At 71.8% G+C, this 24,584-nt stretch carries 16 protein-coding genes, 5 tRNA genes and 2 pseudogenes; 11 read left to right on the forward strand and 12 right to left on the reverse strand.

What is annotated here, in order from left to right:
- Nucleotides 1–94 precede the first annotated feature (94 nt).
- Entirely contained in the window at nucleotides 95–949 is an 855-nt protein-coding gene (locus PV364_RS14235; protein ID WP_319660281.1) for a hypothetical protein, read from the forward strand.
- A 480-nt stretch (nucleotides 950–1,429) separates the two neighbouring features.
- The gene (bldC, locus tag PV364_RS14240; RefSeq protein ID WP_003949541.1) at nucleotides 1,430–1,636 is read left to right on the forward strand and encodes a developmental transcriptional regulator BldC; all 207 of its coding nucleotides are present in this window, start codon (nucleotides 1,430–1,432) and stop codon (nucleotides 1,634–1,636) included.
- A gap of 545 nt (nucleotides 1,637–2,181) precedes the next feature.
- On the opposite strand, the gene PV364_RS14245 is transcribed toward bldC, so the two are convergent.
- Both PV364_RS14245 and hrpA read right to left on the reverse strand, forming a co-directional pair.
- A tRNA-Asp gene (locus PV364_RS14245) sits at nucleotides 2,182–2,256 on the reverse strand.
- A 113-nt stretch (nucleotides 2,257–2,369) separates the two neighbouring features.
- Complete coding sequence (gene hrpA / locus PV364_RS14250; RefSeq protein ID WP_319660282.1) at nucleotides 2,370–6,296, reverse strand: ATP-dependent RNA helicase HrpA; 3,927 nt, start codon at nucleotides 6,294–6,296, stop codon at nucleotides 2,370–2,372.
- Nucleotides 6,297–6,575: 279 nt separating this feature from the next.
- Between hrpA and PV364_RS14255 the strand changes: the two genes are divergently transcribed.
- On the forward strand, nucleotides 6,576–7,343 hold the full coding sequence (locus PV364_RS14255; protein ID WP_319660283.1) for a glucose 1-dehydrogenase: 768 nt from the start codon (nucleotides 6,576–6,578) through the stop codon (nucleotides 7,341–7,343).
- A gap of 106 nt (nucleotides 7,344–7,449) precedes the next feature.
- On the opposite strand, the gene PV364_RS14260 is transcribed toward PV364_RS14255, so the two are convergent.
- The 8 genes and pseudogenes from PV364_RS14260 to PV364_RS14295 all read right to left on the reverse strand — a co-directional run bounded on the left by PV364_RS14260 (nucleotide 7,450) and on the right by PV364_RS14295 (nucleotide 10,817).
- Nucleotides 7,450–7,523 (reverse strand) — tRNA-Phe (locus PV364_RS14260).
- A gap of 4 nt (nucleotides 7,524–7,527) precedes the next feature.
- Nucleotides 7,528–7,602 (reverse strand) — tRNA-Asp (locus PV364_RS14265).
- 49 nt (nucleotides 7,603–7,651) lie between these two features.
- Nucleotides 7,652–7,724 (reverse strand) — tRNA-Glu (locus PV364_RS14270).
- A 79-nt stretch (nucleotides 7,725–7,803) separates the two neighbouring features.
- On the reverse strand, nucleotides 7,804–9,366 hold the full coding sequence (locus tag PV364_RS14275; RefSeq protein WP_319660284.1) for a metallophosphoesterase: 1,563 nt from the start codon (nucleotides 9,364–9,366) through the stop codon (nucleotides 7,804–7,806).
- A 39-nt stretch (nucleotides 9,367–9,405) separates the two neighbouring features.
- On the reverse strand, nucleotides 9,406–9,756 hold the full coding sequence (locus tag PV364_RS14280) for a metallopeptidase family protein (RefSeq protein WP_319660401.1): 351 nt from the start codon (nucleotides 9,754–9,756) through the stop codon (nucleotides 9,406–9,408).
- A gap of 114 nt (nucleotides 9,757–9,870) precedes the next feature.
- A pseudogene (locus tag PV364_RS14285) lies at nucleotides 9,871–10,103 on the reverse strand (fluoride efflux transporter FluC); the annotation flags it as partial.
- Nucleotides 10,100–10,234 (reverse strand): DUF190 domain-containing protein, encoded by a 135-nt coding sequence (locus tag PV364_RS14290; protein WP_319660285.1) that lies wholly within the window; start codon nucleotides 10,232–10,234, stop codon nucleotides 10,100–10,102. The pseudogene PV364_RS14285 and the gene PV364_RS14290, both read right to left, overlap by 4 nt.
- A gap of 111 nt (nucleotides 10,235–10,345) precedes the next feature.
- Nucleotides 10,346–10,817 (reverse strand): annotated as a pseudogene (locus tag PV364_RS14295) (fluoride efflux transporter FluC).
- Nucleotides 10,818–11,007: 190 nt separating this feature from the next.
- Between PV364_RS14295 and PV364_RS14300 the strand changes: the two are divergent.
- The 5 genes from PV364_RS14300 to PV364_RS14320 all read left to right on the forward strand — a co-directional run bounded on the left by PV364_RS14300 (nucleotide 11,008) and on the right by PV364_RS14320 (nucleotide 19,102).
- Nucleotides 11,008–11,511 carry a hypothetical protein gene (locus PV364_RS14300; protein ID WP_319660286.1) on the forward strand — a complete coding sequence of 168 codons (504 nt, stop codon included), beginning with the start codon at nucleotides 11,008–11,010 and terminating at the stop codon, nucleotides 11,509–11,511.
- Nucleotides 11,512–11,708: 197 nt separating this feature from the next.
- Nucleotides 11,709–13,829: a DEAD/DEAH box helicase gene (locus PV364_RS14305; protein WP_319660287.1), complete on the forward strand. Its 2,121-nt coding sequence runs from the start codon at nucleotides 11,709–11,711 to the stop codon at nucleotides 13,827–13,829.
- Nucleotides 13,830–14,060: 231 nt separating this feature from the next.
- Nucleotides 14,061–17,126, forward strand: coding sequence for an FG-GAP-like repeat-containing protein (locus tag PV364_RS14310; RefSeq protein WP_319660288.1), 3,066 nt, complete (start codon nucleotides 14,061–14,063; stop codon nucleotides 17,124–17,126).
- A 277-nt stretch (nucleotides 17,127–17,403) separates the two neighbouring features.
- Complete coding sequence (locus PV364_RS14315; protein WP_319660289.1) at nucleotides 17,404–18,927, forward strand: amino acid permease; 1,524 nt, start codon at nucleotides 17,404–17,406, stop codon at nucleotides 18,925–18,927.
- A 102-nt stretch (nucleotides 18,928–19,029) separates the two neighbouring features.
- Nucleotides 19,030–19,102: transfer RNA gene (locus tag PV364_RS14320), tRNA-Lys, on the forward strand.
- 270 nt (nucleotides 19,103–19,372) lie between these two features.
- On the opposite strand, the gene PV364_RS14325 is transcribed toward PV364_RS14320, so the two are convergent.
- Nucleotides 19,373–19,591, reverse strand: coding sequence for a PLDc N-terminal domain-containing protein (locus PV364_RS14325; RefSeq protein WP_319660290.1), 219 nt, complete (start codon nucleotides 19,589–19,591; stop codon nucleotides 19,373–19,375).
- 1,191 nt (nucleotides 19,592–20,782) lie between these two features.
- Between PV364_RS14325 and PV364_RS14330 the strand changes: the two genes are divergently transcribed.
- On the forward strand, nucleotides 20,783–20,980 hold the full coding sequence (locus PV364_RS14330) for a hypothetical protein (RefSeq protein ID WP_319660291.1): 198 nt from the start codon (nucleotides 20,783–20,785) through the stop codon (nucleotides 20,978–20,980).
- A gap of 32 nt (nucleotides 20,981–21,012) precedes the next feature.
- Here the strand turns inward: PV364_RS14330 and PV364_RS14335 are convergent, their stop codons facing one another.
- A complete protein-coding gene (locus PV364_RS14335) occupies nucleotides 21,013–21,570 on the reverse strand; it encodes an FxLYD domain-containing protein (protein ID WP_319660292.1) in 558 nt (185 codons plus the stop codon).
- Between the two features lie 347 nt (nucleotides 21,571–21,917).
- Here PV364_RS14335 and PV364_RS14340 point away from each other — a divergent pair, with 347 nt between their 5' ends.
- Both PV364_RS14340 and PV364_RS14345 read left to right on the forward strand, forming a co-directional pair.
- The gene (locus PV364_RS14340; protein ID WP_319660293.1) at nucleotides 21,918–23,831 is read left to right on the forward strand and encodes a hypothetical protein; all 1,914 of its coding nucleotides are present in this window, start codon (nucleotides 21,918–21,920) and stop codon (nucleotides 23,829–23,831) included.
- 208 nt (nucleotides 23,832–24,039) lie between these two features.
- Nucleotides 24,040–24,564: a transglycosylase domain-containing protein gene (locus PV364_RS14345; protein ID WP_319660294.1), complete on the forward strand. Its 525-nt coding sequence runs from the start codon at nucleotides 24,040–24,042 to the stop codon at nucleotides 24,562–24,564.
- Nucleotides 24,565–24,584 lie beyond the last annotated feature (20 nt).

The raw sequence follows: 24,584 nt of genomic DNA on the forward strand, positions 1-24,584 counted from the left end.
GGTCCTGTGCATGCTTCCAGTGTCGTGGATCACTCCCGGTGGGGGAAGCGACGTGGGACGATGCCAGGGCGGATGCCGTCGTGAGGGAGCGGGTGTGGGCTTGTCTTCGGTACTGGTCCCGTACGCGTCGTATCTGCGCGTGTACGAGCCGCTGGCGGCCTTCCCGGAGCCCGAACGAAGCCGCTGGTACCGCTATGCCGCGGCGGGCGCGGAACGGACCGCACAGGACGAACTGCGCCAGTCCCTGGCCAACCTCCTGCCCGTCCCCCCGGTGCCCGTTCCGGTGCACGAGAGCCCGGACGCCTTCGTGACCGTCGTGGACGGCGTGACGCACGTCTGCCCCTGGCGCACCCGGCTGCGCGGCTGGCTGGCCCTGGAGGACCTCGCCGAGGAGTTCCCCACCGCGGTGCTGGACGCCGTGCTGCCCAAGGTCGTGCGGGAGCAGGCGGCGGCCGACTACGAGGCGTGGCGGGCCGAGAAGCCGGAGAACGCCGACGCGCGGCCGTGGATCCGCAGTGCGACCTGGCACGTGCCGGTGCGCTGGTTCACGCTGTTCGACGACTCCGAGCGGGAGTACGAGCCGGCCGGCGCCGGGGAGTCCAAGCAGCCGGTGATGCGCTACCGGACCCCCATGGTGCAGGCCCGCCGGCGTACGGCGCGGGGCCTTCGGGTGCTGAAGGATTCACTCGATGAGGGAGTCCTGATCGACGGCCTGGTAGATGTAGGGCGCTGGCTGGAGGAGTTCCACCCGCGGTCGCTGGTCGAACTCGACTACGGCGGTCTCGTCCACGTCATCCCCGAGGACCGGCTCGCCGACGACCACTCCGCCACCGACGTGGCGGACGCGCTTGCGGCACTGCGCGCCGGGGACGGGTCGCGGGCCGGCGAGGCGTACGAGCGTCTCACCGACCGCTGGCGGGCCGTCCGGGAGCTGCAGTACGCGAGTTGAGGGACCGTCGGAAGTCCTTTGGCGCGGGGACCTTGGTCCCGAGTGCGGTCGACCGGTACCTTTGGCCTAAGGGTGACGTAAAGCACCTTTGGGGGGCTTGCCCTCATCCCTACCCCCCATGACAATATGGGACATCGGGTCCGTAAGGACCTTATTCCGTCTGCTTAGGACGGAATGTCCGATCTTGCATCCCTTGAGGTGGGGCTGTTGCTCGTGGGTTGGCTGTGACTGATCGTCACTCTGGTGTGACTGTCCGTTATGGCCCGGTCCATCGGCTTCCGTCGAGCTTAGACACCTCAGAGGGCAAATCCATCGGTTTGGCCGACACGGCTGGACAGATGGTGTAGTTGTAGTGCCGAGGACAAGCCGTTCGTCCTATTACCGACTCGGCCCGCGTCCGCCATTTCGGGCAACGCGGGTCAAGGTGCAGAATTTAGAGGAAAGAACCGTGTTGGTTCGGTTCTCTCGAGGAGGCCGCTCATGACCGCTCGCACCCCTGATGCCGAGCCGCTGCTGACCCCCGCTGAGGTCGCCACGATGTTCCGCGTGGACCCGAAGACGGTCACGCGCTGGGCCAAGGCTGGCAAGCTCACGTCCATCCGCACGCTCGGCGGGCATCGCCGCTACCGCGAGGCGGAGGTCCGTGCACTGCTGGCGGGCATTCCGCAGCAGCGCAGCGAGGCCTGACCTGATCCAACGGGCGCTCGCGCAGGGCCCCCAACCTGCCGAAACGTCCGCTCCAACGGGTCCCTGCCCCCATCAGGGAAGCCCAAGGGAACCTTGATCGCACCGGAGTCCGCCGGCTCCGGTGCGATCTTTTTTGTGCGCGTGATGTGTCCGTCTTGTGCAGACGTGCGGCTCATGGGCACGGTGCAATTGCACATATTAAATTGACGGTCCCCCAGGAGGCCTCAAGTTCCCCCAGAGTCGAAACTCTTGGCGTGACTCCCGTCACATGCACGGGTCTTGCCCTCAGTGTTCCCTGTGCGGTAGTGACTTTCCGCACTTCTGCCGCCCGTTCCGGCGCCGGCCCCAACAGTCGGTGGCGGACCGGGTGGTGGCGTGTGCGGCCCTCGCGCCGCGCCCGTGCCCGGCTGCCGGCGCCGGCGGCAGGGCACGGCCGGCCGAGGGCGCGGGTGCCGCCCCGCAGGTGCCGATGTCCGGTGAAGCCATGAGCCAGGCGTACCACGCACGAAGGCCCGGATCCAGAGGATCCGGGCCTTCCTTTACTGCGGTCCTGACGGGATTTGAACCCGCGGCCTCCACCTTGACAGGGTGGCGAGCACTCCAAACTGCTCCACAGGACCTCGTTCCGCCGCCCTCTTTCCTGGCGACGAGGAAGACTGTACAGCAGGTCAGAGGGTGAAAGCGAACCGGATACCGGGCGGCCTCGCGGCGGGCGGCGGGGGTTGCCGCGGGGTCAGCCCCAGGCCTCGTCCAGCGCCTTGAAGATGCGCTTGTCGGAGACGGGGAAGGCGGTGCCGAGGGCGTGCGCGAAGTAGCTCACGCGCAGCTCCTCGACCATCCAGCGGATGTCGCGCACCCGCTCGGGGACGGGCCGCCCGGCCGGCCGGGCGGCGAGCAGCTCGGCGTACTCGGCCTGGATCTCCCGGACCTTCTCCATGCGTGTGGTGTCGCGCTGGGCGCCGCTGGGCATCTGCTGCAGCCGCCGGTCGACGGCGACCAGGTAGCGCATCAGGTCCGGCAGCCGGCGCACGCCCGTGGCGGCCACGAAGCCGGGGTGCACGAGGGCCGCCAGCTGCTCCTTGACGTCCGCGAGGTTGGCGACCAGCGCCAGGCTCTGGGTGGCCTTCAGACGGCGCTCACAGGCCTGCCAGGCGGCCAGCACCTGGCGGACCTGCCCCACCGTCTTGATGGTCAGTTCGACCAGGTCCGCGCGCACGGAGTCGTAGAGCTTGCGGAAGGACTCCTCGTCCCAGACCGGTCCGCCGTGGTCGGCGACGAGGCGGTCGGCGGCGGCGGTGACGCAGTCGTCGAAGAGGGCGGCCACCGAGCCGTGCGGGCTGCGCGACAGGGCGAGCTTGTCCTGGTTGGACAGCCGGTCCGCGACGAACTTCGCGGGGTTGGCGGGCACGTTCAGCAGGATCAGCCGGCGGGTGCCGCGCCACATCGCCTCGGCCTGCTCGGCCTCGGTGTCGAAGAGCTGCACGCCCACGCTCTCGCCCTCGTCCACCAGCGCCGGGTACGCCTTGACCGGCTGGCCGGCCCGCCGGGTCTCGAAGGTGCGCGGCAGGGTGCCCACGGTCCACTGCTTCAGGCCCGTGCGCCGCTCGATGCCGATGGAGCCCGCCGCGTCGAAGGCCTTGGTGATGGCGGCCTTGGTCTTCGGCCGGAGGCTGAGCTTGAGTGCCTCCAGGTCCTTGTCCTCGGCCAGCTTGCGGCGCCGCTCGTCGGTCACCCGGAAGGTGATCTTCAGATGGTCGGGCACCTTGGCGAGGTCGAAGTCCTCGGCCGTGACGGGCACGCCCACCATCCGCTGCAACTCGCGCGCCAGCGTCTCCGGGAGGGGGTCCTGCACCGGCACGACGCGGTCCAGGAACGCCTTCGCGTAGTTGGGCGCCGGTACGTAGTGGCGCCGGATCGCCTTGGGCAGCGAGCGGATGAGCTCGGTGACGACCTCCTCGCGCAGGCCCGGGATCTGCCAGTCGAAGCCGTCCGCGGTGATCTGGTTGAGCACCTGCAGCGGGACGTGGACGGTCACGCCGTCCGCGTCGGCGCCGGGTTCGAACTGGTAGGTCACCCGCAGCTTGAGCTTCCCCTGCCGCCAGGAGTCGGGGTAGTCGTCCTTGGTGACGGCCTCGGCGTTCTCGTTGATGAGCATGGAGTGCTCGAAGCTGAGCAGCTCCGGCCGCTCCTTGCGCTGCTGCTTCCACCACGAGTCGAAGTGCGCGCCGGACACCACGTGTTCGGGCACCACGCGGTCGTAGAAGTCGAAGAGCGTCTCGTCGTCCACGAGGATGTCGCGGCGCCGCGCCCGGTGCTCCAGCTCCTCGACCTCCGCGAGCAGTTTGCGGTTGTCGTGGAAGAACTGGTGGTGGGTCCGCCAGTCGCCCTCGACCAGCGCGTTGCGGATGAACAGCTCGCGGCTGGTCTCCGGGTCGATCTTCCCGTAGTTGACCTTGCGGTCGGCGACGATCGGCACGCCGTACAGCGTCACCTTCTCCAGGGCCACGACCGCGGCCTGGTCCTTCTCCCAGTGCGGCTCGCTGTAGGACCGTTTCACCAGATGCTGGGCGAGCGGTTCGATCCACTCCGGTTCGATGCGGGAGTTGACCCGCGCCCACAGCCGCGAGGTCTCCACCAGCTCGGCGGACATGATCCAGCGCGGCGGTTTCCTGAAGAGCGACGAGCCGGGGAAGACCGCGAACTTGGCGCTGCGGGCGCCCAGGTACTCGTTCTTGCTGTCGGTGTCCTTCAGGCCGACGTGCGACAGCAGGCCGGCCAGCAGGGACTGGTGCACGTGCTGGGCGTTGACCTCGTGGTCGCCCTCGGCGAGGTGGATGCCCATCGTCTTGGCGACCGTCCGCAGCTGGCTGTAGATGTCCTGCCACTCGCGGATGCGCAGGTAGTTGAGGAACTCCGTGCGGCACATCCGGCGGAAGGCCGAGGAGGACAGCGCCTTCTGCTGCTCGCGGACGTACCGCCACAGGTTGAGCAGCGCCATGAAGTCGCTGGTCTCGTCGGCGAAGCGGCGGTGCTTCTCGTCCGCCTGCTGCTGTTTCTCCTGGGGGCGCTCGCGCGGGTCCTGGATGGACAGTGCGGCCGCGATGACCATCACCTCGCGGACCACGCCGTTGCGCTCCGCCTCCAGCACCATGCGGGCCAGCCGCGGGTCCACCGGCAGCTGGGAGAGCTTGCGGCCGGTCTGGGTGAGCTTCTGCCCCTCCAGCGCGCCCAGTTCCTGGAGCAGCTGGACGCCGTCCTTGATGTTCCGGGCGTCCGGCGGGTCGATGAAGGGGAAGCGGGCGATGTCGCCGAGGCCCGCGGCGGTCATCTGCAGGATGACGGAGGCCAGGTTGGTGCGCAGGATCTCCGCGTCGGTGAACTCCGGGCGGGACAGGAAGTCGTCCTCGGAGTACAGCCGGACGCAGATGCCGTCCGCCAGCCGTCCGCAGCGGCCCTTGCGCTGGTTGGCGCTGGCCTGGCTGATCGGCTCGATCGGCAGCCGCTGCACCTTGGTGCGGTGGCTGTAGCGGGAGATGCGGGCCATGCCCGTGTCGATCACGTACCGGATGCCCGGGACGGTGAGCGAGGTCTCCGCGACGTTGGTGGCCAGCACGATGCGCCGGCCCGTGCCGCGCTGGAACACCCGGTGCTGCTCGGCGGAGGACAGCCGCGCGTACAGCGGCAGTACCTCGGTGAAGCGCAGCTGCCGCTTGTTGAGGGCGTCGGCGGTGTCGCGGATCTCCCGCTCACCGGAGAGGAAGACCAGGATGTCGCCGGGGCCCTCGGCCTGGAGCTCGTCGACCGCGTCGCAGATCGCGGTGATCTGGTCGCGGTCCGCTTCGTCGGCGTCCCCGTCCCCCTCCGCCAGGAGCGGCCGGTACCGCACCTCGACCGGGTACGTACGCCCGCTGACCTCCACGATCGGGGCGTCGCCGAAGTGCCGGGAGAAGCGCTGCGGGTCGATGGTCGCGGAGGTGATCACGACCTTGAGGTCGGGGCGGCGGGGGAGCAGCTGGGCGAGGTAGCCCAGGATGAAGTCGATGTTGAGGCTGCGCTCGTGCGCCTCGTCGATGATGATCGTGTCGTACTGGAGCAGCTCGCGGTCCGTCTGGATCTCGGCGAGCATGATGCCGTCCGTCATCAGCTTGACCAGCGTGCCGTCGCCGACCTGGTCGGTGAAGCGGACCTTCCAGCCGACCGCCTCGCCCAGCGGGGTGCGCAGCTCCTCCGCGACGCGCTCCGCGACCGTGCGGGCGGCGATCCGGCGGGGCTGGGTGTGCCCGATCAGGCCGCGGACGCCGCGGCCCAGCTCCAGGCAGATCTTCGGGATCTGGGTCGTCTTGCCGGAGCCGGTCTCGCCCGCGACGATCACGACCTGGTGGTCCCGGATCGCCGCGAGGATCTCGTCCTTCTTCTGGCTGACCGGCAACTGCTCCGGGTACGAGATCGCGGGTATGGCCGTGCGCCGCGCCTCGACCTTGAGGGCGGCCTTGTCGATCTCGGTCCCGATCTCCGCCAGCACTGCCGTACGGGCCTCCGGCTTGCGGATGCGGCGGGCGCCGTCGAGGCGGCGGCCGAGGCGCTGCGCGTCGCGCAGGGTGAGCTCGGTGAGCCGGGTGCCGAGCTCGGCGAATGCGGGGGTGGGGGGCTGCGTAGACATAGCGCGTTCCAGCATCGCATTCGGTACGGCCCACGGGCGAACCCATTTCGGTCGGCGGACCCCCGGGCGCGATGCCCGTGCGATGTCCGTGCGATGTCCGGCGGGGCCGGAGGGCCGGTACACGGGGATGCCGCGCGCGACGTGCGGCATCCCCGGACCGGGGAGACGATCGAGGAGCGGAGTCCTCCCGGGAAGCGGGCCGTAGCCCTCGCTCCCCGCGGTCCGGGGCTCCGCGCGCGTGATCCACGACCCCGGCACGTCCGCAGGAAGGACCTCACCATGGCCGCTCCCACCGTTGTGATCACCGGCGCGCTCACCGGCATCGGCCGTGCCACCGCGGAGGCGTACGCGCGCCAGGGCGCGAACGTCGTGGTGTCGGGCCGCCACCAGGAGGCCGGCGAGCAGCTCGCCGGGGAACTGGGGGCGCTGGGCGGCCGGGCGGACTTCGTCAGGACCGACGTGCGCCTCGAGGCCGAGGTGCAGCGGCTCATGGAGCACGCCGTCCAGACCTACGGGAAGATCGACGTCGCCTTCAACAACGCCGGCACCGAGGGAACCCCCGGCGGCATCGAGGACATCACCGACAAGGAGTACGACGCCGTCTTCGACACGAACGTGCGCGGGACGCTGCTGAGCATGAAGCACGAGTTCCTCGCCATGAAGAACACCGGTGGCGGCAGCATCGTCAACATCAGCTCCACCTACGGCCAGATGGGCTTTCCCGGCGCGGGCCTGTACGTGGCCAGCAAGCACGCCGTCATCGGCATCACGAAGGTCGCCGCCATCGAGGGCGCGCTGGTCGGCATCCGGGTGAACGCGGTGGCTCCCGGCTTCACCCGGACCGCCATGTACGAGCGGGTCACCGCCTCGGACGGGTTCCGCCGGGCGGTGGACTCCGTCCTGCCGATGCACCGCCCCGGCACCCCGGAGGAGATCGCGGACGCGGTGCTCTTCCTCGGCTCGGAGAAGGCCTCCTACATCACCGGGCAGACCCTCACCCTGGACGGCGGGCTGATGGCCGGCTGGCCGCTCTTCCCGGTCGGCTGACCCCGCGCGTCGTCCGCCTGCTCGGCAGGCCGGGGACAACGCCCCGGGACAACGCGAAACCCCCGCCGAGGATCTCGGCGGGGGTTCCTGCCCTTGCGGGCTGCTGTGGCTGGGGCCGGGGTCGAACCGGCGACCTATCGCTTTTCAGGCGATCGCTCGTACCAACTGAGCTACCCAGCCAGCGCGGTCCTGACGGGATTTGAACCCGCGGCCTCCACCTTGACAGGGTGGCGAGCACTCCAAACTGCTCCACAGGACCCAGCTTTGCGCTTCTCTGTGCGAGACACAGTCTCGCACAGGTCAGTGCGTGCCCCCAACGGGATTCGAACCCGTGCTACCGCCTTGAAAGGGCGGCGTCCTGGGCCACTAGACGATGAGGGCTGATGGCCCGCCGGGCGGTGTTTCGGCCGTCGGGGACGTGAGAAGCATATGGGATGCGGCGGGAGATCGCCAAAACGCTTTAGCCCGCGCCCGTCGGGCGGACCGCGGGGGACGGCTCCCGCCCGGGTGCCACCTCCGCCGGCAGGTGGCGGGAGACCTCGGCCGTCGACTGACCCAGACCGCCCAGCGTGATCTCGTCCCAGGCCTGCAGGGCGTGGGTGTCGCGGTCCAGGTAGAGCACCGAGGCCTCCACCTTCTGCGGCGTGTCGCCCTCCACGGCGCGCAGCCCGCCGCCGCCCGTCGTGCCCTGCACCATCAGCCGGCTGCCGTGCTCCAGGACGCTGACGTTCCGCTGATGGGTGTGCCCGGCCAGGATCAGCGGGACGGTGCCGTCGGCCTCGGCGGCCGCGACGGGGTTGTGGGCGATGGCGATGTCGACCGTGTGCCCGGCCGCGTCCTGCCGCCGGACGGAGTCGGCCAGCCGCTGGCCGGCCCGGCGTTCCGCGGCGTCGCCGGCGGCCTCGACCGAGCGGTCCGGGGTGAACTGCGGGTCGCCGATGCCGGCGATCCGCAGCCCCTTCACGACCGCCGAGTCCCCGTTGTCCACCACGATGGCCCCCTTGCGCGCCGCCACCGCGCGCTGGCTGTCCATCGAGTCGTGGTTCCCGCGCACGAAGACGTAGGGCGCGCCCAGGTCGGGGATGGCGGAGGTGAAGCCGTTCTCGGCGGCGGTGCCGTGGTCCATCAGATCGCCGGTGTCCACGATGACGTCGATCCGGTACTCGGCGACGACGGACTGGATGATCTGCCAGGCCGCCGGGTTGAGGTGGATGTCCGAGACGTGCAGCACCCGCAGGGTCGACGGGTCGGGGGTGTACGCGGGCAGCGTGGAGGTCGCGTCGTACAGCCGGGTCATGTTGGTGACCAGGCGTGCCAGCTCCTGCTGGTAGACGTCGAAGTCGCTGACGATGCTGCGGGCGTTGCCGACCACGGACGGCGCGCTGCTCAGCAGCCCGGAGAACTTCGGCTCCAGGACACTGCGCGGGTTCCACGTCCCGTACGCCGTGCCCGCGCAGGCCGCCAGCACCACCAGTGACAGGCCGCCGGCGGCCAGGGCCCTGCGGGGCCTGCGGTAGACGGCCAGGCCCAGGGCGGTGGCGCCGGTCAGTACGGCCAGCGACGAGCGCAGCGCGAGCTCCGCGGTGCTGTTGCGCACGTCCGAGGCGACCTCGTCCTGCAGCCCGCTCAGCCGCTCCGGGTGCCGGACCAGGGCCTGGGCGCGCTCGGGATCGAGGGTGTCGACGTCCACCACCAGCCGCAGCGGGCCGTCGTGGCTGTCGAGCTGCAGGGCTCCCAGCGGTGCCACGTTCACCTTGGTGTCCCCGGTCCACGCCGGGTGCAGGGACATCCGGGTGTTCATCGGCCCCACCGGCTCCTTGATGCTCCCCAGCACCACCAGTCCGAGCCAGCCGCCGATCAGCGTGACCGCGACCAGCGCGAGCGCGGTGAGCCAGGGGCGGTGCGGCGTGCCGAGGGCGGGAGCGGCGGGAGTTGGACGAGAGGCGCCCGCGGAGGGGGAGGGACGACGCCCAAGGGCACGACGCAGCACGGACCGGACGCGGTGCGGCAGATCTCGGAGCATTGCCGACGTATGCCCGCCTCCTCCCTCGCGTAAGCCCCGTTACCCCCAGCCCAGCTCGTGGAGGCGTTCCTCCTCGATGCCGAAGTGGTGCGCCACCTCGTGGACGACGGTCGTGGCGACCTCCTCCACGATCTGCTCGGTGGTGGAGCACAGCCGCTGGGTCGGGCCCCGGTAGATCGTGATGCGGTCGGGGAGCACCCCGGCGTACCACTCGCCGCGCTCGGTCAGGGGAGTGCCCTCGTACAGGCCGAGCAGCCCGGGGTCGGACGGGTCGGGTTCGTCCTCGACGAACACCGCCACGTTGTCCATGACCCGGGCCAGCTCGGGCGGGATCCGGTCCAGCGCGTCGCTGACCAGTTCCTCGAACGCTTCGCGCGACATCTCCAGCACACCGCCCATTGTCCGGGACGGCGGGGCGACAGGACAGCGTCCGACGCGGATCGGGTCACACGGGTGCGGCGCCGGCGAAGGCGGCGGCCGCTCCCGCGGCGATGCTCCCCACCACGAGTACGTGGTCGGCGCGCCGCACAGTCCGGTGCCCAGCAGGAGTTGGAGCCGGGTGGACGCGCCGGCCGCCACCGCGCCGGTGACCGCGCCCAGGATCAGCGACCCGGCGACGTTCACGGTGAGGGTGTCCCCAGGGGAAGACGCCGTCGTGCCGCGACTGGACCTACGGTTCGTCAGATGGCGCAGGGCGCGCCGATCGCGGCGCCCACGGCGACGAGCGGCCGGTTCACCCCTCGTCACCCCCGCGGGTGCCGTGCACGACCTCCACCTCCTCGACCGTGGCCAGACCCGTGGTCAGCACCTCCCGCAACCGCGGCAGGAGGGCCCTCACCCGCTCGGCGCTGTCCACGACGACGATCATCGGCAGGTGCGTGGGCGCGGCGCACGATCTCGCTGTGCAGCGGCCGGTGGTGCCAGGTGTCGTGCTCCCCCACGTGGACGGTGAGCCGGAGCGCCGGACCGGTGAGCATCATCACGTCCTCCACAGACGGCGGGTCAGCGCCGCCGCGGACCACACGCAGAGCAGGGCGGCAGGGCGGCGGGGCGGTCCTGGGTGTGGCCGCCAGGTAGAGCAGGGCGACGGCGACCCGGCCGGCGGTCAGCAGTCGCTGCACGTCGACCGGGTACGTCGACAAGGTCGTGAAGCCGCCGAGCACGCCGGTCCCCAGGAACGGCCGGACGAGGCGGTGCGGCGAGGGAAGGCGTTCGGCGACCACCGCCATCAGCACGCCGATCGCCGCGCAACCGGCCGCGTTCACCAGGAAGGTCGTCCTCGGGAAGGTCACGGCCGCGGTGGCGTGGAGCAGCCCCGCGCCGTAGCGGGCGAACGCCCCGGCGACCCCGCCGAGTGCGACGACGGCGACCACCGGACCCTGGTCGCGCAGCGGTGCCCTCCACCGGGAGCGCGGCGGGTCGCCCGCTGCCCGTGCCCGCCGACTGCCCATGCCCTGGGCGGTATCCGAGAGGGGCCGGGGGAGGGCCGGCCGGGCGGCGTGCGGCCGCGGGCGTGTCCCCGGGGGCCGCGGGCCCGTTGGGCAGCGCGGAACCCGCTCAGCGGGACGACCCGCCCGCAGACCCATTCCTGATCATCTCCGGACCTTCTTCAGACGTCCTCAGACCTTCCGAGGTGCTCCCGTGACCCCTGCCACAGCCCGCGCGCGCACGGCGGCCGCACTGCTTCTCCCCGTACTCGCCCTGGGGTCCCTGACCGGCTGCATGACCGTCGGCGGCACGGGCAGCGACGCCAAGCCCGACGGGATCTCCTCGGGGATCTCCGGTGAGGACGGCGGGGCCGGCGGCGCCGGCTCGGACGGCGGTCTGGGCATGCCCCGCGTCGCCCCGGGCGTCCCCGGCGGCCGGCCGGGCCGGCCGGGGCACTCCCCGTCGGCCTCGCGGTCGCCGTCGGCGAGCGCGCAGGAATCGGTGCCGGGGCCGACCCAGGGTCCGGGCGCCCCGCACAGCGGCAAGCCGTCGGGACGGCCGTCGTCCTCGCCCCGGCCCTCGACGCCCGCGTCCCCCTCCGACCGGCCCTCGCCCTCGTCGTCGCCCGGTGGCGGCGAGTCGTCCGCGCCGCCCTCCGGCGGCTCCTCGCCCGAGCCGTCGCCCTCCAGCGCACCGTCCGCCAACGGGGCCGCCTGAGGCCTCCCGGACCGAATTGGCCAAAGCGGCCACCTATGCGTATGCTGGTAGATCGTTTGATCCCATTGCCCGGCGCCGAACCGAGACGCGCCGCGTTGGCGCGTTCCTTTTCTCCTGTGGCTGACCGCATAGAGGCGGTTGTAAGCAACCTCCGGAGCTGGCGCGTGCCGAAATCTCCGAGAGGTTTTAGCTTCAGCATGTCTATTGACACTGCCGACCGTTCCGCCATGCCCTTCGACAGCAACGACACCACCGACGTCATCGACGAGGCCGTCATCGAGGAGCACACCGCTCCCGAGGCCGTCGAGGCCGAGGCCCCCGGGACCACCTTCGGCGACCTGGGCCTGGCCGAGGCCATCGTCCGCAAGCTGGCGCAGAACGGTGTCGCCACCCCCTTCCCGATCCAGGCCGCGACCATCCCGGACGCCCTGGCCGGCAAGGACATCCTCGGCCGCGGCCGCACCGGCTCCGGCAAGACGCTCTCGTTCGGCCTGCCGCTGCTCACGCAGCTCTCCGGCGGCCACACCGAACGCAAGCGTCCGCGCGGTGTGATCCTCACCCCGACCCGCGAGCTGGCGATGCAGGTCGCCGACGCCCTGCAGCCGTACGGCGACGTGCTCGGCCTGAAGATGAAGGTCGTCTGCGGCGGTACGTCGATGCAGAACCAGATCTACGCCCTGGAGCGCGGCGTCGACATCCTCGTCGCCACCCCGGGCCGGCTGCGCGACCTGATCGACCGCGGCGCCTGCGCGCTGGACCAGGTGCAGATCGCCGTCCTCGACGAGGCCGACCAGATGGCCGACATGGGCTTCCTGCCCGAGGTCACCGAGATCCTCGACCTGGTTCCCAAGGGCGGTCAGCGGCTGCTGTTCTCCGCCACGCTGGAGAACGAGATCGACACGCTGGTCAAGCGCTACCTGAAGGACCCGGTCACGCACGAGGTCGACCCCTCGGCGGGCGCGGTCACCACCATGACCCACCACGTGCTGATCGTGAAGCCCAAGGACAAGGCGCCGGTCACCGCGGCCATCGCCGCCCGCAAGGGCCGTACCATCATCTTCGTCCGCACCCAGATGGGCGCGGACCGCGTCGCCGAGCAGCTGCGCGAGTCGGGCGTCAAGGCCGACGCCCTGCACGGCGGTATGACCCAGGGCGCGCGCACCCGCACGCTGGCCGACTTCAAGGACGGTTACGTCAACGTCCTGGTCGCCACGGACGTCGCGGCGCGCGGCATCCACGTCGACGGCATCGGCCTGGTGCTGAACGTGGACCCGGCCGCCGACCACAAGGACTACCTGCACCGCTCGGGCCGCACCGCCCGCGCGGGCGAGTCCGGCACGGTCGTCTCCCTGGCCCTGCCGCACCAGCGCAAGCAGATCTTCCGGCTGATGGAGGACGCGGGCGTCGACGCCTCGCGCCACATCGTCGGCGGCGCCGGCGCGTTCGACGAGGACGTCGCCAAGATCACCGGCGCCCGTTCGCTGACCGAGGTCCAGGCGGACGCGGCCGGCAACGCCGCCCAGCAGGCCGAGCGTGAGGTCGCCGACCTCACCAAGTCCCTGGAGCGCGCGCAGCGTCGGGCCGCCGAACTGCGCGACGAGGCCGACCGCCTCACCGCCCGCGCCGCCCGCGAGCGCGGTGACGACCCCGAGGCGGCCGTCGCCGCCGCCCAGGCCGAGGCCGCCGAGGCGGTCGCCGCCGCTGCCGCCGTCCCGGCGCAGGCCGAGGCCCCCGCCGAGCCGGCCGAGCAGCGCACCTTCCAGCGCCGCGACGACCGGGGCAACTACGAGCGCCGCCGTGACGACCGCCCGTCGTACGGCAACCGTGACCGCGACCGCGGTTACGAGCGCCGCGACGACCGTCGTGACGACCGCCCGTCCTACGGCAACCGCGACCGCCGCGACGACCGCCCGGCCCGCCCGTCCCACGACCGCCGTGACGACCGTCCGTCCTACGGCAACCGTGACCGCCGCGACGACCGTCCCGCGTACGGCAACCGCGACCGTCGTGACGACCGCCCGTCGTACAACAGCCGTGACCGCCGCGACGACCGCCCGGCCCGCCCGTCCTACGAGCGCCGTGACGACCGCCCCGCGTACAACCGCGACGAGCGCCCGGCGGCCCGCTCCTACGACCGTCCGTTCAACCGTGACCGTCGTGACGACCGCCCGTCGTCCTTCGGCCGCGACCGCGACAACAACGACCGCCGTCCGTACGGCCGTCGTGACGACCACCGCCCCGGCACCACCGGTACCGGCACGGGAACCGGCTCCTTCGGCCGTCGTGACGACAAGCCGCGCTGGAAGCGCAACGGCTGACGCCGTGTGAACCGCGCCTGAACGTAAAGGGGCCCGGCAGGTGGACACCACCTGCCGGGCCCCTTCGCGTTGCCACCTGGGCTTCCGGGGCCTGAGAGGCGGCTGTTAGGGTCCGTGGTAATTGCGTGGGGGGTACAAGCCGGGGGGCTTGGGGGATTCCGCGGCGCCGGACGCCGCGACACCAGTGACCGCTGTGCCGCTCCGCTTCTTCGTGACTTCCAGGAGGAACGGGTGGCCAGACGTGCCCTCGTCCGTGGCGGCGCGGCCGCCGTCACCGCAGTCGCCACCGCCGTGGCCCTCGGTTCGCTCATGCCCCTGGCAGCCGCCGATCCCGTCGGATCCGCGGAAACGGTCTTCCAGGCGGATCGCTACTACCCGCGTTCGGACAGCCTGCTGAGTGCGGGCCCGACGGGGTACCTGCACATCCAGGAGGGCCGTGAGGGCCTTCTGTGGACGCGCTATGACACGGGCGCGACGACGGAATTGGGGCAGTGGGCGGAGGGTTCTTCCGCGGTTTTTCTCGGCTCGTCCTCGGACATCGTGGTCGAGCACGTCACGTCCCCCGACGAGGCCGTGGTCCTCCATGACATGGCCGCCGGCACCACCACTGAGGTGCCGATCACCGGGGGCTCCTACCTCGGCGCCTTCGGCGGCCACGTGCTCGGCCAGGTCAGTGAAGCCGGCGGCAGCAGGGCACTGCGGGTGTACGGCGGCGACGCGCCCGCCGAGGGCAGGCCGGTCGCCGGGTGGCCGTCCGGTGTCACGTCCCTCCCCGTGGTCATGGGCGGCGACGAAGGTACGGCCGTCGTCCGGTACCTTCAGGCCCGCTCCTACCATCTGGCGCTGGTGGACCTCGTCGCCGGTAAGGTCACCCGTGATCTGGCCCTTTCCGCCATGCCGACCGCCGTGGCGCTGAGCGACGACCGGTTCGCCTGGTTCACTGCCGGGAACACGGCTCATGTCCTGTGGCGGAACGACTTGACGGCACCCGAGAAGCCGGTGGGGTTGCCCGGTACCTCGGGCGTCCCGTTCCTCGGGCTTTCGGGCGACTGGCTGATCGTGGCGCGTTCCTACGACGGTCACGGGGACATGGCGGACGCCTCCGGCCAGCCGCTGCGCGCCGTGCCTCTTTCCGGCGGCGATCCGGTGACCGTGCTGCGTCACGCGGGCACCGGGTTGGTCCCCCTTCCGGACGGCGGTCTTCTGGTGGCGGGAGGAGCGGACTCGGCCCATTGGTCGGTGCGCAAGCTGACCGCCAAGGGTGCGGCAGCACCGGAGACCACCGAGGTGACCGCCCTCGCTCCCGTGGCCGCGAGGATCAATCGCCTCTCCCTCGCCAACGGCACCCTGGCCACGGACGAGGAGGACAGCAGCTTCATGGCCGAAGACGTCGTCCGTCGCGTCAGCGGGGACGGGTCGCTCTCGGTGAGTGCCCCGGTCCTGAGGGACTGGTCGTTTCCGGACTCCGACGGCCCGGTTGCCACCGGGGACGGCCGTGCGGTCCGGGTCACCGACGATCCGTGGGGTGATCCCGGTTCCTCTGTGCAGTCGATCGACGAGGACGACGACGCCGGTTTCTTCTACACCTACTCCGGTTCCGCGACTCTCGTCGACGTCTCGGGCCGCTACGCGATCGTCAACGGCACGTCGCCCACCAAGCAAGTCGTCGGCGACCTCGCTGTCCACAGCAACCTTCGGCCGATCCTCACGCGCCCGGTCACCGCGGTCGCGGTCTGGGGCAGCAAGCTGTGGAAGCCCGCGGCGGCGAAAGGCAGCGTCAACTCCTACGACCTGAAGACGAAGAAGACCTCCGCCGACATCGCCCTCGGCTCCGGCTGCGTCCCCCAGGAACTGCAGGCCGTAAGCCGCTGGCTGTACTGGTCCTGCGGTCCCACGGCCAAGGCGGGTGTGTGGGACCTGACGGCGAGGAAGAACATCCCGGTCCCGTCCGGCGAGGCGCTGCTCGGCGACGGATACCTCGTCCGTCACGACCGGGCCGCGGGCGAGCTGCTGCTGACCGACTTCCACAAGGGCGGGGGGACGGCGGCGGTCACGGCCGCCTTCGCCGATCTGCCGGCCGGCGATCCGCAGGCGGATCGCCGGATCACGTGGACCGTCGACAAGTACGCCGGCAACGTGGCCTACGTGGATTCCGCCCAACGCATCCACATCAAGCCGGTCACCGTGCCGCGTTCCCCCGTCGCCCTCCTCGATTCGCGGGCGGACACCTTCACGAACCTGCGCCTTCCCGACGTGGGCGACAACACCTGGCACGGCACCTGGCTGCTGTCCCGCCCGCCCGTGGTCTGGGCCCTGACCTTCCGGAACCGGGCGGGCAAGGCCGTGCGGACCATTCGCGGCACGGCGCACCAGGGTGCGCAGGTCAGCACCACCTGGAACGGCACTGACGACCATGGCGCGGTGGCGGTCGGGGGCTTCCACACCTGGACGCTGGCCACGGACCCGGGCGACGGCACCGGCTTCCGCACGGTCGCCTCGGGCGCGATGCAACTGGCCGGCGCCAAGAGCGCGTGGCGCGACAGCGACGGCGACGGCATGGGGGAGATGCTGGGCCTGCGGCCGCAGGGCGTGCTGGACTACGACGGCTTCGCGCCCGGCGGGCAGAGCGTCGTGCTGACCAGTTACTCCAAGGGCTGGAACCCCACAAACCGCTTCGTCCCCTTCGGCGACCTCGACGGCGACCGCTGCATGGACACCCTGATGCGCAACACGGCTGGCGAGCTCTACCGCTACAGCGGCCGGTGCAAGGGCCCCATCACCACGACCAGCCCCCGAATCCTGCTGGGGAAGGGTTTCCAGGCCTACAACGTGCTGACCTCGCCCGGAGACCTCACCGGTGACGGCCGCGCGGACCTCATTGCCCGCAGGTCCTCCACCGGCGACATCTACCTCTTCGCCGCGACGAGCAGCGGAAAGCTGGCGGCGGGCAAGCGGATCGCGTCCAAGTGGAGCGTGTTCAAGAAGCTTGTCGGCGTGGGTGATCTCAACGGTGACGGGTTCGGCGACCTGCTGGCGCAGGACAAGTCGAACGAATTGTGGCGCTTCTCCGGGGACGGCAAGGGCCACTTCAAGCCCCGTGTCCTGCTGGCGAAGAACTGGGGGGCCCAGTACAACGCGGTCGTCGGGGTCGGGGACATCTCGGGCGACGGCAACGCCGACCTGGTCGCCCGCGACAACTCCCACAACCTCTACCGCTACGGCGGGACCGGCAAGGGCACCTTCGGCGGACGGGTGCTGATCTGGTCCGCCATGACGGGCTACGGCGCAGTCTCCTGATGGAGGGGAGACGATGAGGAACGTGGTCGTGGGGGGCCGCCCTGCCGACGCTCACCGGTTGCGCCGGCGTGGCGGTTCGTCCTCGAACTCCCGGTCCGCCGCCTCGAAGGCGCGCGGCGTGCGGTGTTCCTGACGTACGGGACCGGGCGGTCTCCGTGCCGCTCGGCGACTGGCGGAAACGTGGCGGCAACACCCCAGTCGTCCACGGGGCGAATACGGTCAATTTCAGCCAGCGGCCGACGCATGCCGTGCCCCCGGCGAGGGAATCGCTGGGGGCATGACAATTCCAAAAGGAACGGACGCGGCCGAAGGGCCCGCCGCCCCGGTCACCGACGAGGAACGCCTCGCCCAGCTGGGCTACACGCAGGTACTGGCCCGCCGCATGTCCGCGTTCTCCAACTTCGCGGTCTCCTTCACGATCATCTCGGTGCTCTCCGGCTGCCTGACGCTCTACGCGTTCGGCATGAACACCGGCGGCCCCGCGGTCATCACCTGGGGCTGGGTCGGCGTGGGGCTGATGACCCTGGTCGTCGGTCTGGCCATGGCCGAGATCTGCTCCGCCTACCCGACCTCCGCGGGCCTGTACTACTGGGCCCACAAGCTCGCCCCGGCGCGCAGCGCCGCCGCCTGGGCGTGGTTCGCGGGCTGGTTCAACGTGCTGGGCCAGGTCGCCGTGACCGCGGGCATCGACTTCGGTGCGGCGAGCTTCCTCAACGCGTACCTGGACCTGCAGTTCGGATTCGCCAGCACCCCCGGCCACACCATCGTGCTGTTCGCGGCGATCCTGCTGCTGCACGGGCTGCTCAACACCTTCGGCGTGCGCGTCGTCGCGCTCCTCAACGACATCAGCGTCTGGTGGCACGTGCTCGGCGTCGCACTGATCGTCGGCGTGCTCGCCCTCGTGCCCGACCGGCACCAGTCGACCTCGTTCGTCTTCACGCACTTCGTCAACAACACCGGCTGGGGCAGCGGCGTGTACGTCGTGCTGCTGGGCCTGCTCATGGCGCAGTACACCTTCACCGGCTACGACGCCTCCGCCCACATGACCGAGGAGACCCACGACGCGGCCACCGCCGGCCCGCGCGGCATCGTCCGCTCCATCTGGATCTCGTGGATCGCCGGCTTCGTGCTGCTGCTCGGCTTCACGTACGCCATCCAGTCGTACGACAAGACCCTCGGCACGGCCACCGGTGTGCCGCCCGCCCAGATCCTCATCGACGGCGCCGGCGCGGTCGGGGGCAAGCTGCTGCTGCTCGTCGTCATAGGCGCCCAGCTCTTCTGCGGCATGGCCTCCGTCACCGCCAACAGCCGCATGATCTACGCCTTCTCGCGCGACGGCGCCCTGCCCTTCTCCGCCACCTGGCGGCGCATCAACCCCCGCACCAAGACCCCTACGAACGCGGTCTGGCTCGCCGCCCTGGGCGCACTCGTCCTCGGCCTGCCCTACCTGATCAACCTCACCGCGTACGCCGCCGTGACGTCCATCGCCGTCATCGGCCTGTACATCGCGTACGTCATCCCCACGCTGCTGCGCATCCGCAAGGGCGACGCCTTCGACCGCGGACCCTGGCACCTGGGCCGCTGGTCCCGGCCCATCGGCGTCGTCGCCGTCGTGTGGGTGGGCTTCATCACGGTCCTGTTCATGCTCCCCCAGGTGAGTCCCGTCACCGTCGACACCTTCAACTACGCGCCCATCGCCGTCCTGGTCGTGCTCGGTTTCGCCGCCGCCTGGTGGTTCGCGTCCGCCCGGCACTGGTTCCTCCGCGACCACGCTCCGGCCCCCACGGACACCCCGGGCTGACGCCGCCGGCGGTCGTCGTCGTCCCCTCCGCGACGGCGACCGCGTCCAACAGGCCCAATGCGCTCGGAGCGACGGCCGACGTCCGGCTATGCTGCGGTGTGCGGGCCGTTAGCTCAATTGGCAGAGCAGTGGACTTTTAATCCATTGGTTGTGGGTTCGAGTCCCACACGGCCTACCCGCAGGCGGTTGGTCTCGCCACCGCTGTCCTGCGTGAATGCGGCCCCACCGGTTCCGACCGGTGGGGCCGCAGCCCGTTCGCGGGGCGCGGGGACCGAGGGCCGGCCCGCTGCCGGCCCGGGAGTCCGGCGATCACGTCCCGCCCGCCGGGCGTCGAATCCCCCGGGACAGCCTGCCTGTTGCGGAGCGGGACGGCCGACTGTGCCTCAGATCACGCGCGGGTGCCGGTCCTCGTGCGGGGCCGGTCCTCTCCGCGGGTGAGCCGGACTCAGACCGCGGACGGCTGTCCCGCGGCCTGGGCGGGTCGCTTGCCCAGGTTCTGCCAGCCGACAGCGCCGAGCACGGGGAAGAGGATCAGGACGGCCAGCCAGCCCGCCTTGGGCAGTATGCGGATGCGCGCCTCGGGCGTCCTGATGCAGTCGACCACAGCGGACACGTACAGCGCCGCGACTATCAGGTAGATCGCGTAGACCAGCAGCGACGACATCCGGCCACCTCGTTTGCCAGGGGCACGTGCCCGCCTGTGTGCGGCACGGTCCGGCCTCACCCGCAAACCATGGTACGGGCGTGCGAAAGCGCGCTCGAGGCGGACGCGGCGGTCCTTCGTCACAGCCAGACGCCCGGCCCGCTCCGCGCCGGCCGAAGAGGGCCTCGCGGCGCAGGAACCCCGGCAGATCGATCGGGCTGTGGGCGATGCCGAGGATCGTGCCGTCGATGCGGACGCCGCGGCCCCCGGTGCCCGTCGGCGGGCAGCCGGCCACTCGGCATGCCACCTGGCCGGGATGACCCGGGGCAGGAACGGTCGCATCCTGGAAGTGCGGCCCCGCTCGCACACCCCGGCAGGCACTTGCCCGCGCGGCGGGGTCGCCCGGGGAAGCGGTCCGGCGCGGCTCTCATCCTCCACGCTAGGGCCACGCCGGACGCCGTCACCCATTGAGCGTGCCACGCGCGCGCCTGCGGCCAAGGCGGGGCAGGATGGCGGTGCGAGCCCGAGGGCCACGGTCCGGAACCCGCCAGGTCCTCGCGCCATTGGTCGGCCTCCGTCGCGGCGAAGCGGCGGGGGCCGAGGTCCGTCCGACAAGTGCGGGCACCCACCGCGGGTGCGCGGTGGGTGCCCGTGCCGTCCGTCCGTGGCCCTCGCCGTCGGGCGCCCGGCAGTCTCAGGACGCGGGGCCCGGCGCCGGCATGGTTCGGTTCGACCAGGTGCGCGCCCGCGACGCCGGGGCCCGCTGGACGCGGGTTGCCCCCCGCTGACCTGCGGCGAGTGCGTGGCCACCGGGCGCCGGCCTCCCCGACGTGCTCGGCGAGCCGCGCCCCCGCCCCAGAAGCACGGCCTTCACCGTTTCCGCCAGAAGTGGCGATCCCGCGGTGCTGCCGTGCGCACCTGCTTGCCCGGCGCGGGGCCGGACAAGAGCCAGGGCAGCAGAGCCCAGTCCTGGAGGTGCAGCCATGAACACCGCAGACGCCCGCGCCCTCCTTGGCGGAGGGGGTGCCGAAACCGTCCGGGCCCCGGCCCGCCGCGCGATCGGGACCGCACCGCCGTCACCTGAACTGCTGGCGCGACTGCGCCGCGTTTTCCTGGGCCCGCCGTCAGCGGCGGATCCCAAGCGATGAGCGCTCCCGCCGTCGAGCGGTTGAAGGGGTGACGACGCGACTCGAGTGGCCCTACCGTTCCCCCATGAGAACCGTGCTCTGGACGCTGGCCGGACTCTTCTTCGGAGCTCTCGCCGTGTCCAGCTTGGTCGAGATCGTCACCGGGTTCCGGAGCGGGTTCGGTGACGTGGTCATCGGTGCCGGGCACCTGATCCTCAGCGGTTTGGCCGTGGGCCACGCCATAGGCAAGGCACGGAAGGGCCATGCCGCCCCGAATCGGTGACCCCGGGATCTGGCGGACGGCGGCCGCCCGGGTCAGGACGCGTAGCGGGTCACGTCGGTCACCCGGCACGTCACCTTCCCCGTGGCCTCCGCCGTGCCCTGCGCCTCCTCCTCCGCGATCTGGCCGGGGCGCAGGTTGTTCGTCGCGGCGAAACCCTCGCTGATCCGCGTGCCCTTCGCGTCGACGAACTCGACCTGCACCATGTAGTTCGACGTCTTCGAACTGCGGTTGGTGATGGTGAGCTTCGCGCTCGGCCACGTGGTGAAGGCCTCGATCTCGCACGCGGTGAGTCTCACGTCGCCAGTCGGGCCTGCCGCCGCCTCCCGCGCGCCGTCGTCTCCGTGCGTCGCGGGCGCGTCGGCCGACGCCATGCCCGCCCCCGGCTTGGGGTCGTCACCCCCGCCCCCGCCCCCGCTCGCCGCGACCGCGATGATCGCGAAGAGGACGGAGAGCAGCACGATGCCGAGGCATCCGAAGCCGACGATCTTCCCCGCGCCGGACTTCCTCGGGGCCGGGGCCGGGGCCGGCGGCGGCGCGCCCCATCCGGGCTGCGGAGGTCCGGACGGCGGCGGGTACTGAGGTTGCGACATGGCGTCCCCCTGAGTCGTGGTGCGTGTGGGTGCAAACGTGGCAGAGCGGCGTATGACGGGGCATGCCACCACGAACTCCGTGACGCGGCCGTGACCGTATGGGGACGGATCGCTCATTGTCGGGCGTACGAGACGGATCGTCCGCCGTACGCCGGTCAGTTGGAAGCGGACGGCCGGGCCGCTGGGCGCGGGTCCAGGGCGCGGGGCGGGGCTCCGTAACGGATGGGGCGTGTGCGCCGGAGTACGGCGCGCCCGTATCGTGGGGCACCGCGAGCGCCGCCGCGCGGCTCGTCCCGCGACGCTCGCGCCGCCGACGCCCATCGCACTTGCCAGGAACCGGACCTCATATGACCGCACCCTCCTTGCACAGCTCCGCCGACCTCGCCTCCCTCAGCCCCGAACTCCGGGACGACCTGCGCGGCTACGCGGACCTCGGCGGTTTCACGCTGACCGCCGCCACCCACGCCTGGTACGCCGCCGCGGAGACCGTCGGCGGCCCCGAGGAGGCGCGCGCCGCCTCCACCGTTCTCACGGAACTGCGTGTCCGTGACCTGCCCGCGGTCACCAAGGCCGCGAGCCGCATCGGCGAGGGCACGGACTTCGTCGCCCCCGGCACCGTGGAGGAGACCGAACGGATCGTCGCGCTGCTGCTGCGCGTGCGGTCCACGCTGCGGACGCTGAGCCCCGAGGCGTACGGGCTGTCCGACGAGGACCTCGACGAACTGATCGCCGCCACCGCGAACGGCGCGTGGCGGCGCGAGCGCGGCCTCAAGGTGTCCTGGCTGCGCCGCCGCGCCCCCGGCAAGCGGGCCCGTGCCCTCGCTGCCGGCCGGGCCCGGCGCGACGCCCTCCACGCCGCGCTGACCGCCACCTCCGCCGACCGCGCCGAATGGGCCGCGCTCGAGGTCCCCGGCCGCCCGACCCTCCCAGCCGACGCGGACTTCCTCGACGAGGGCGCCCGCGCATCGCAGGCGGCCGTCGAGGGCCTGCGCGAACTCGGCCGCCTTCTGGGGGCCGAGGGCGACCTCGCGGCCCTCCCGTTCACGGAGCTGACCGAACTCCTCGATCGCCTCGCCGCGGACGAGGGCACACTCTTCCGCCTCCCCACCCTCCGCGCCACCCGTGACCGCCTCACCGAGGGTGGCCTCACCGATCTCCTCGCGGACCTCACGGAGCACCGCACGGACTCCGCCGCACTTGCGGCCCTCCTGGGCGAGACCGCGGCCACCGGTACGGCGTCCGTGCCCGCGCCCCGGTCGTCGGCGGACCCGGCCGTCGAGTCCGGTGTCGAGGCGGAGCCTGCTGCCGACGAGCCGGTCGTCGCGCCCGTGGCCGACGTCGAGGTGGTCGAACCGCGGTCGCAGGTGAGCGTGGAAGCGGAGCCGGAGCCGGATGCCGCTGTCCCTGCGGTAGCTGAGCCGGAAGCGGCTGTCGAGCCCGAGCCCGAGCCCGAGCCCGAGCCCGTGGCGGAGGCCCCCGCGCCGGAGCCTGAGGTTGTCGCGGAGTCGGAGCCCGTGGCCCCGGCGGAGGTTGAGGCCGAGCCTGAGCCGGAGGCCCTGACGCTTGCGGAGCCCGAGGCTCCCGTGATTTCGGCGGATGTTGAGCCCGAGCACGAGCCCGTGGCGGAGGCCCCCGCGCCGGAACCCGAGGCTGTTGCGGAGTCGGAGCCCGTCGCTCCGGCGGAGGTTGAGGCCGAGCCCGTGGCGGATGCCGCTGTCCCTGCGGCAGGTGAGCCGGAAGCGGCTGTCGAGCCCGAGCCGGCGGCCGAGGCGGTATCCGAGCCCGAGCCCCAGCCCGTGGCTGCTGCTGAGCCCGCCGCCGAGGCGGTGACGTCGGAGCCCGAGGCCGAGGTGGCAGCCCCGGCCGAGCCGGAGACCCTGACCCCTGCCGAGCCCGAGCCGGCGGCCGAGGCTCCCCCGGCTCCGGCGGAAGTTGAGCCCCGGCTCGCCCCAGCGCAGCCGGTGGCGGAAGCCCCGGAGCCCGAGGCGGCGGCCGCGGAAGCGGTCGAAGCGGTCCGGTCCGAGGCGCCCGAGGAGCCCGGCGTGGGGCGGCTGGCGAAGCCGGCGATCGTGGCCGGGAAGGCCGTGACGGCGTACGCGCCGGAGGAACTGGCCGCGCTCGTGCGCTGGATCGACACGGACGGCGTGAAGCGCACGGACGACGAGTTGCTGCGCGCGGCGATGAAGGAGCTCGGGTTCGCCCGGCTCGGGCCGCGCATCAAGGAGGCGCTGGGCGCGGCGGTCGCCACAGCGCGGGCCTGACCGCGCCGCGAAGGCGGGACACGGCGGCGCATGCCGCTCCGTGGGGGCACTTTCCAGCCAGGGAAAGTGCCCCCACGGGCGTTTTCCGGACGGGGCGAGCGCCACGTGCGTGCCTTCGTCGCACACACATCCGTGCGATGTACGTTCCCCTGGGGGCAGAGCCGAGGACCGCGGGAAGAAGCACGCCCCGACCCGCGCGGGGGGACCCATGAGCAGAGACCGCCGTAATCCGCCGGAGCGTCCGGGGGCGGCGGCGAGGCAGCCGTCGCGCCCGGTGGGCGTGGCGACCGCGCGCCGTCTCGTGTCGCGGATGCGCCCGGCGTACCCGCGTCCGGGGCGGACGGGGCCGCGCCGCTGGGTGCCGTCGTGGCGGCAGGTGCTGGGGCTGGTGCTCCTCGGCCTGTCAGGGGTCTCCACCGTGGTGGGCGTGGCCTATGCGGCCACCGACATCCCCGAGCACCTCAACGACTTCGCCACGCAGCAGGACAACGTCTACTTCTGGGCCGACGGCTCCGAGATGGCGAGGACCGGCCCGGTCAACCGCCAGGACATGCCGCTCGACACGATCCCGGAGAAGGTGCAGTGGGCCGTGCTGTCCGCGGAGAACGCCACCTTCTACTCCGACTCGGGTGTGTCGATGAGCGGTATCGGCCGCGCGGCGCTGAACATGGCGGGCGGCGGTGACACGCAGGGCGGCTCCACGATCACCCAGCAGTACGTGAAGAACGCCTAACCAGAACCAGACGTTCACCC

This window comes from Streptomyces sp. MI02-7b (assembly GCF_033793585.1).
In the GTDB taxonomy this organism is placed as follows: Bacteria; Actinomycetota; Actinomycetes; order Streptomycetales; family Streptomycetaceae; genus Actinacidiphila.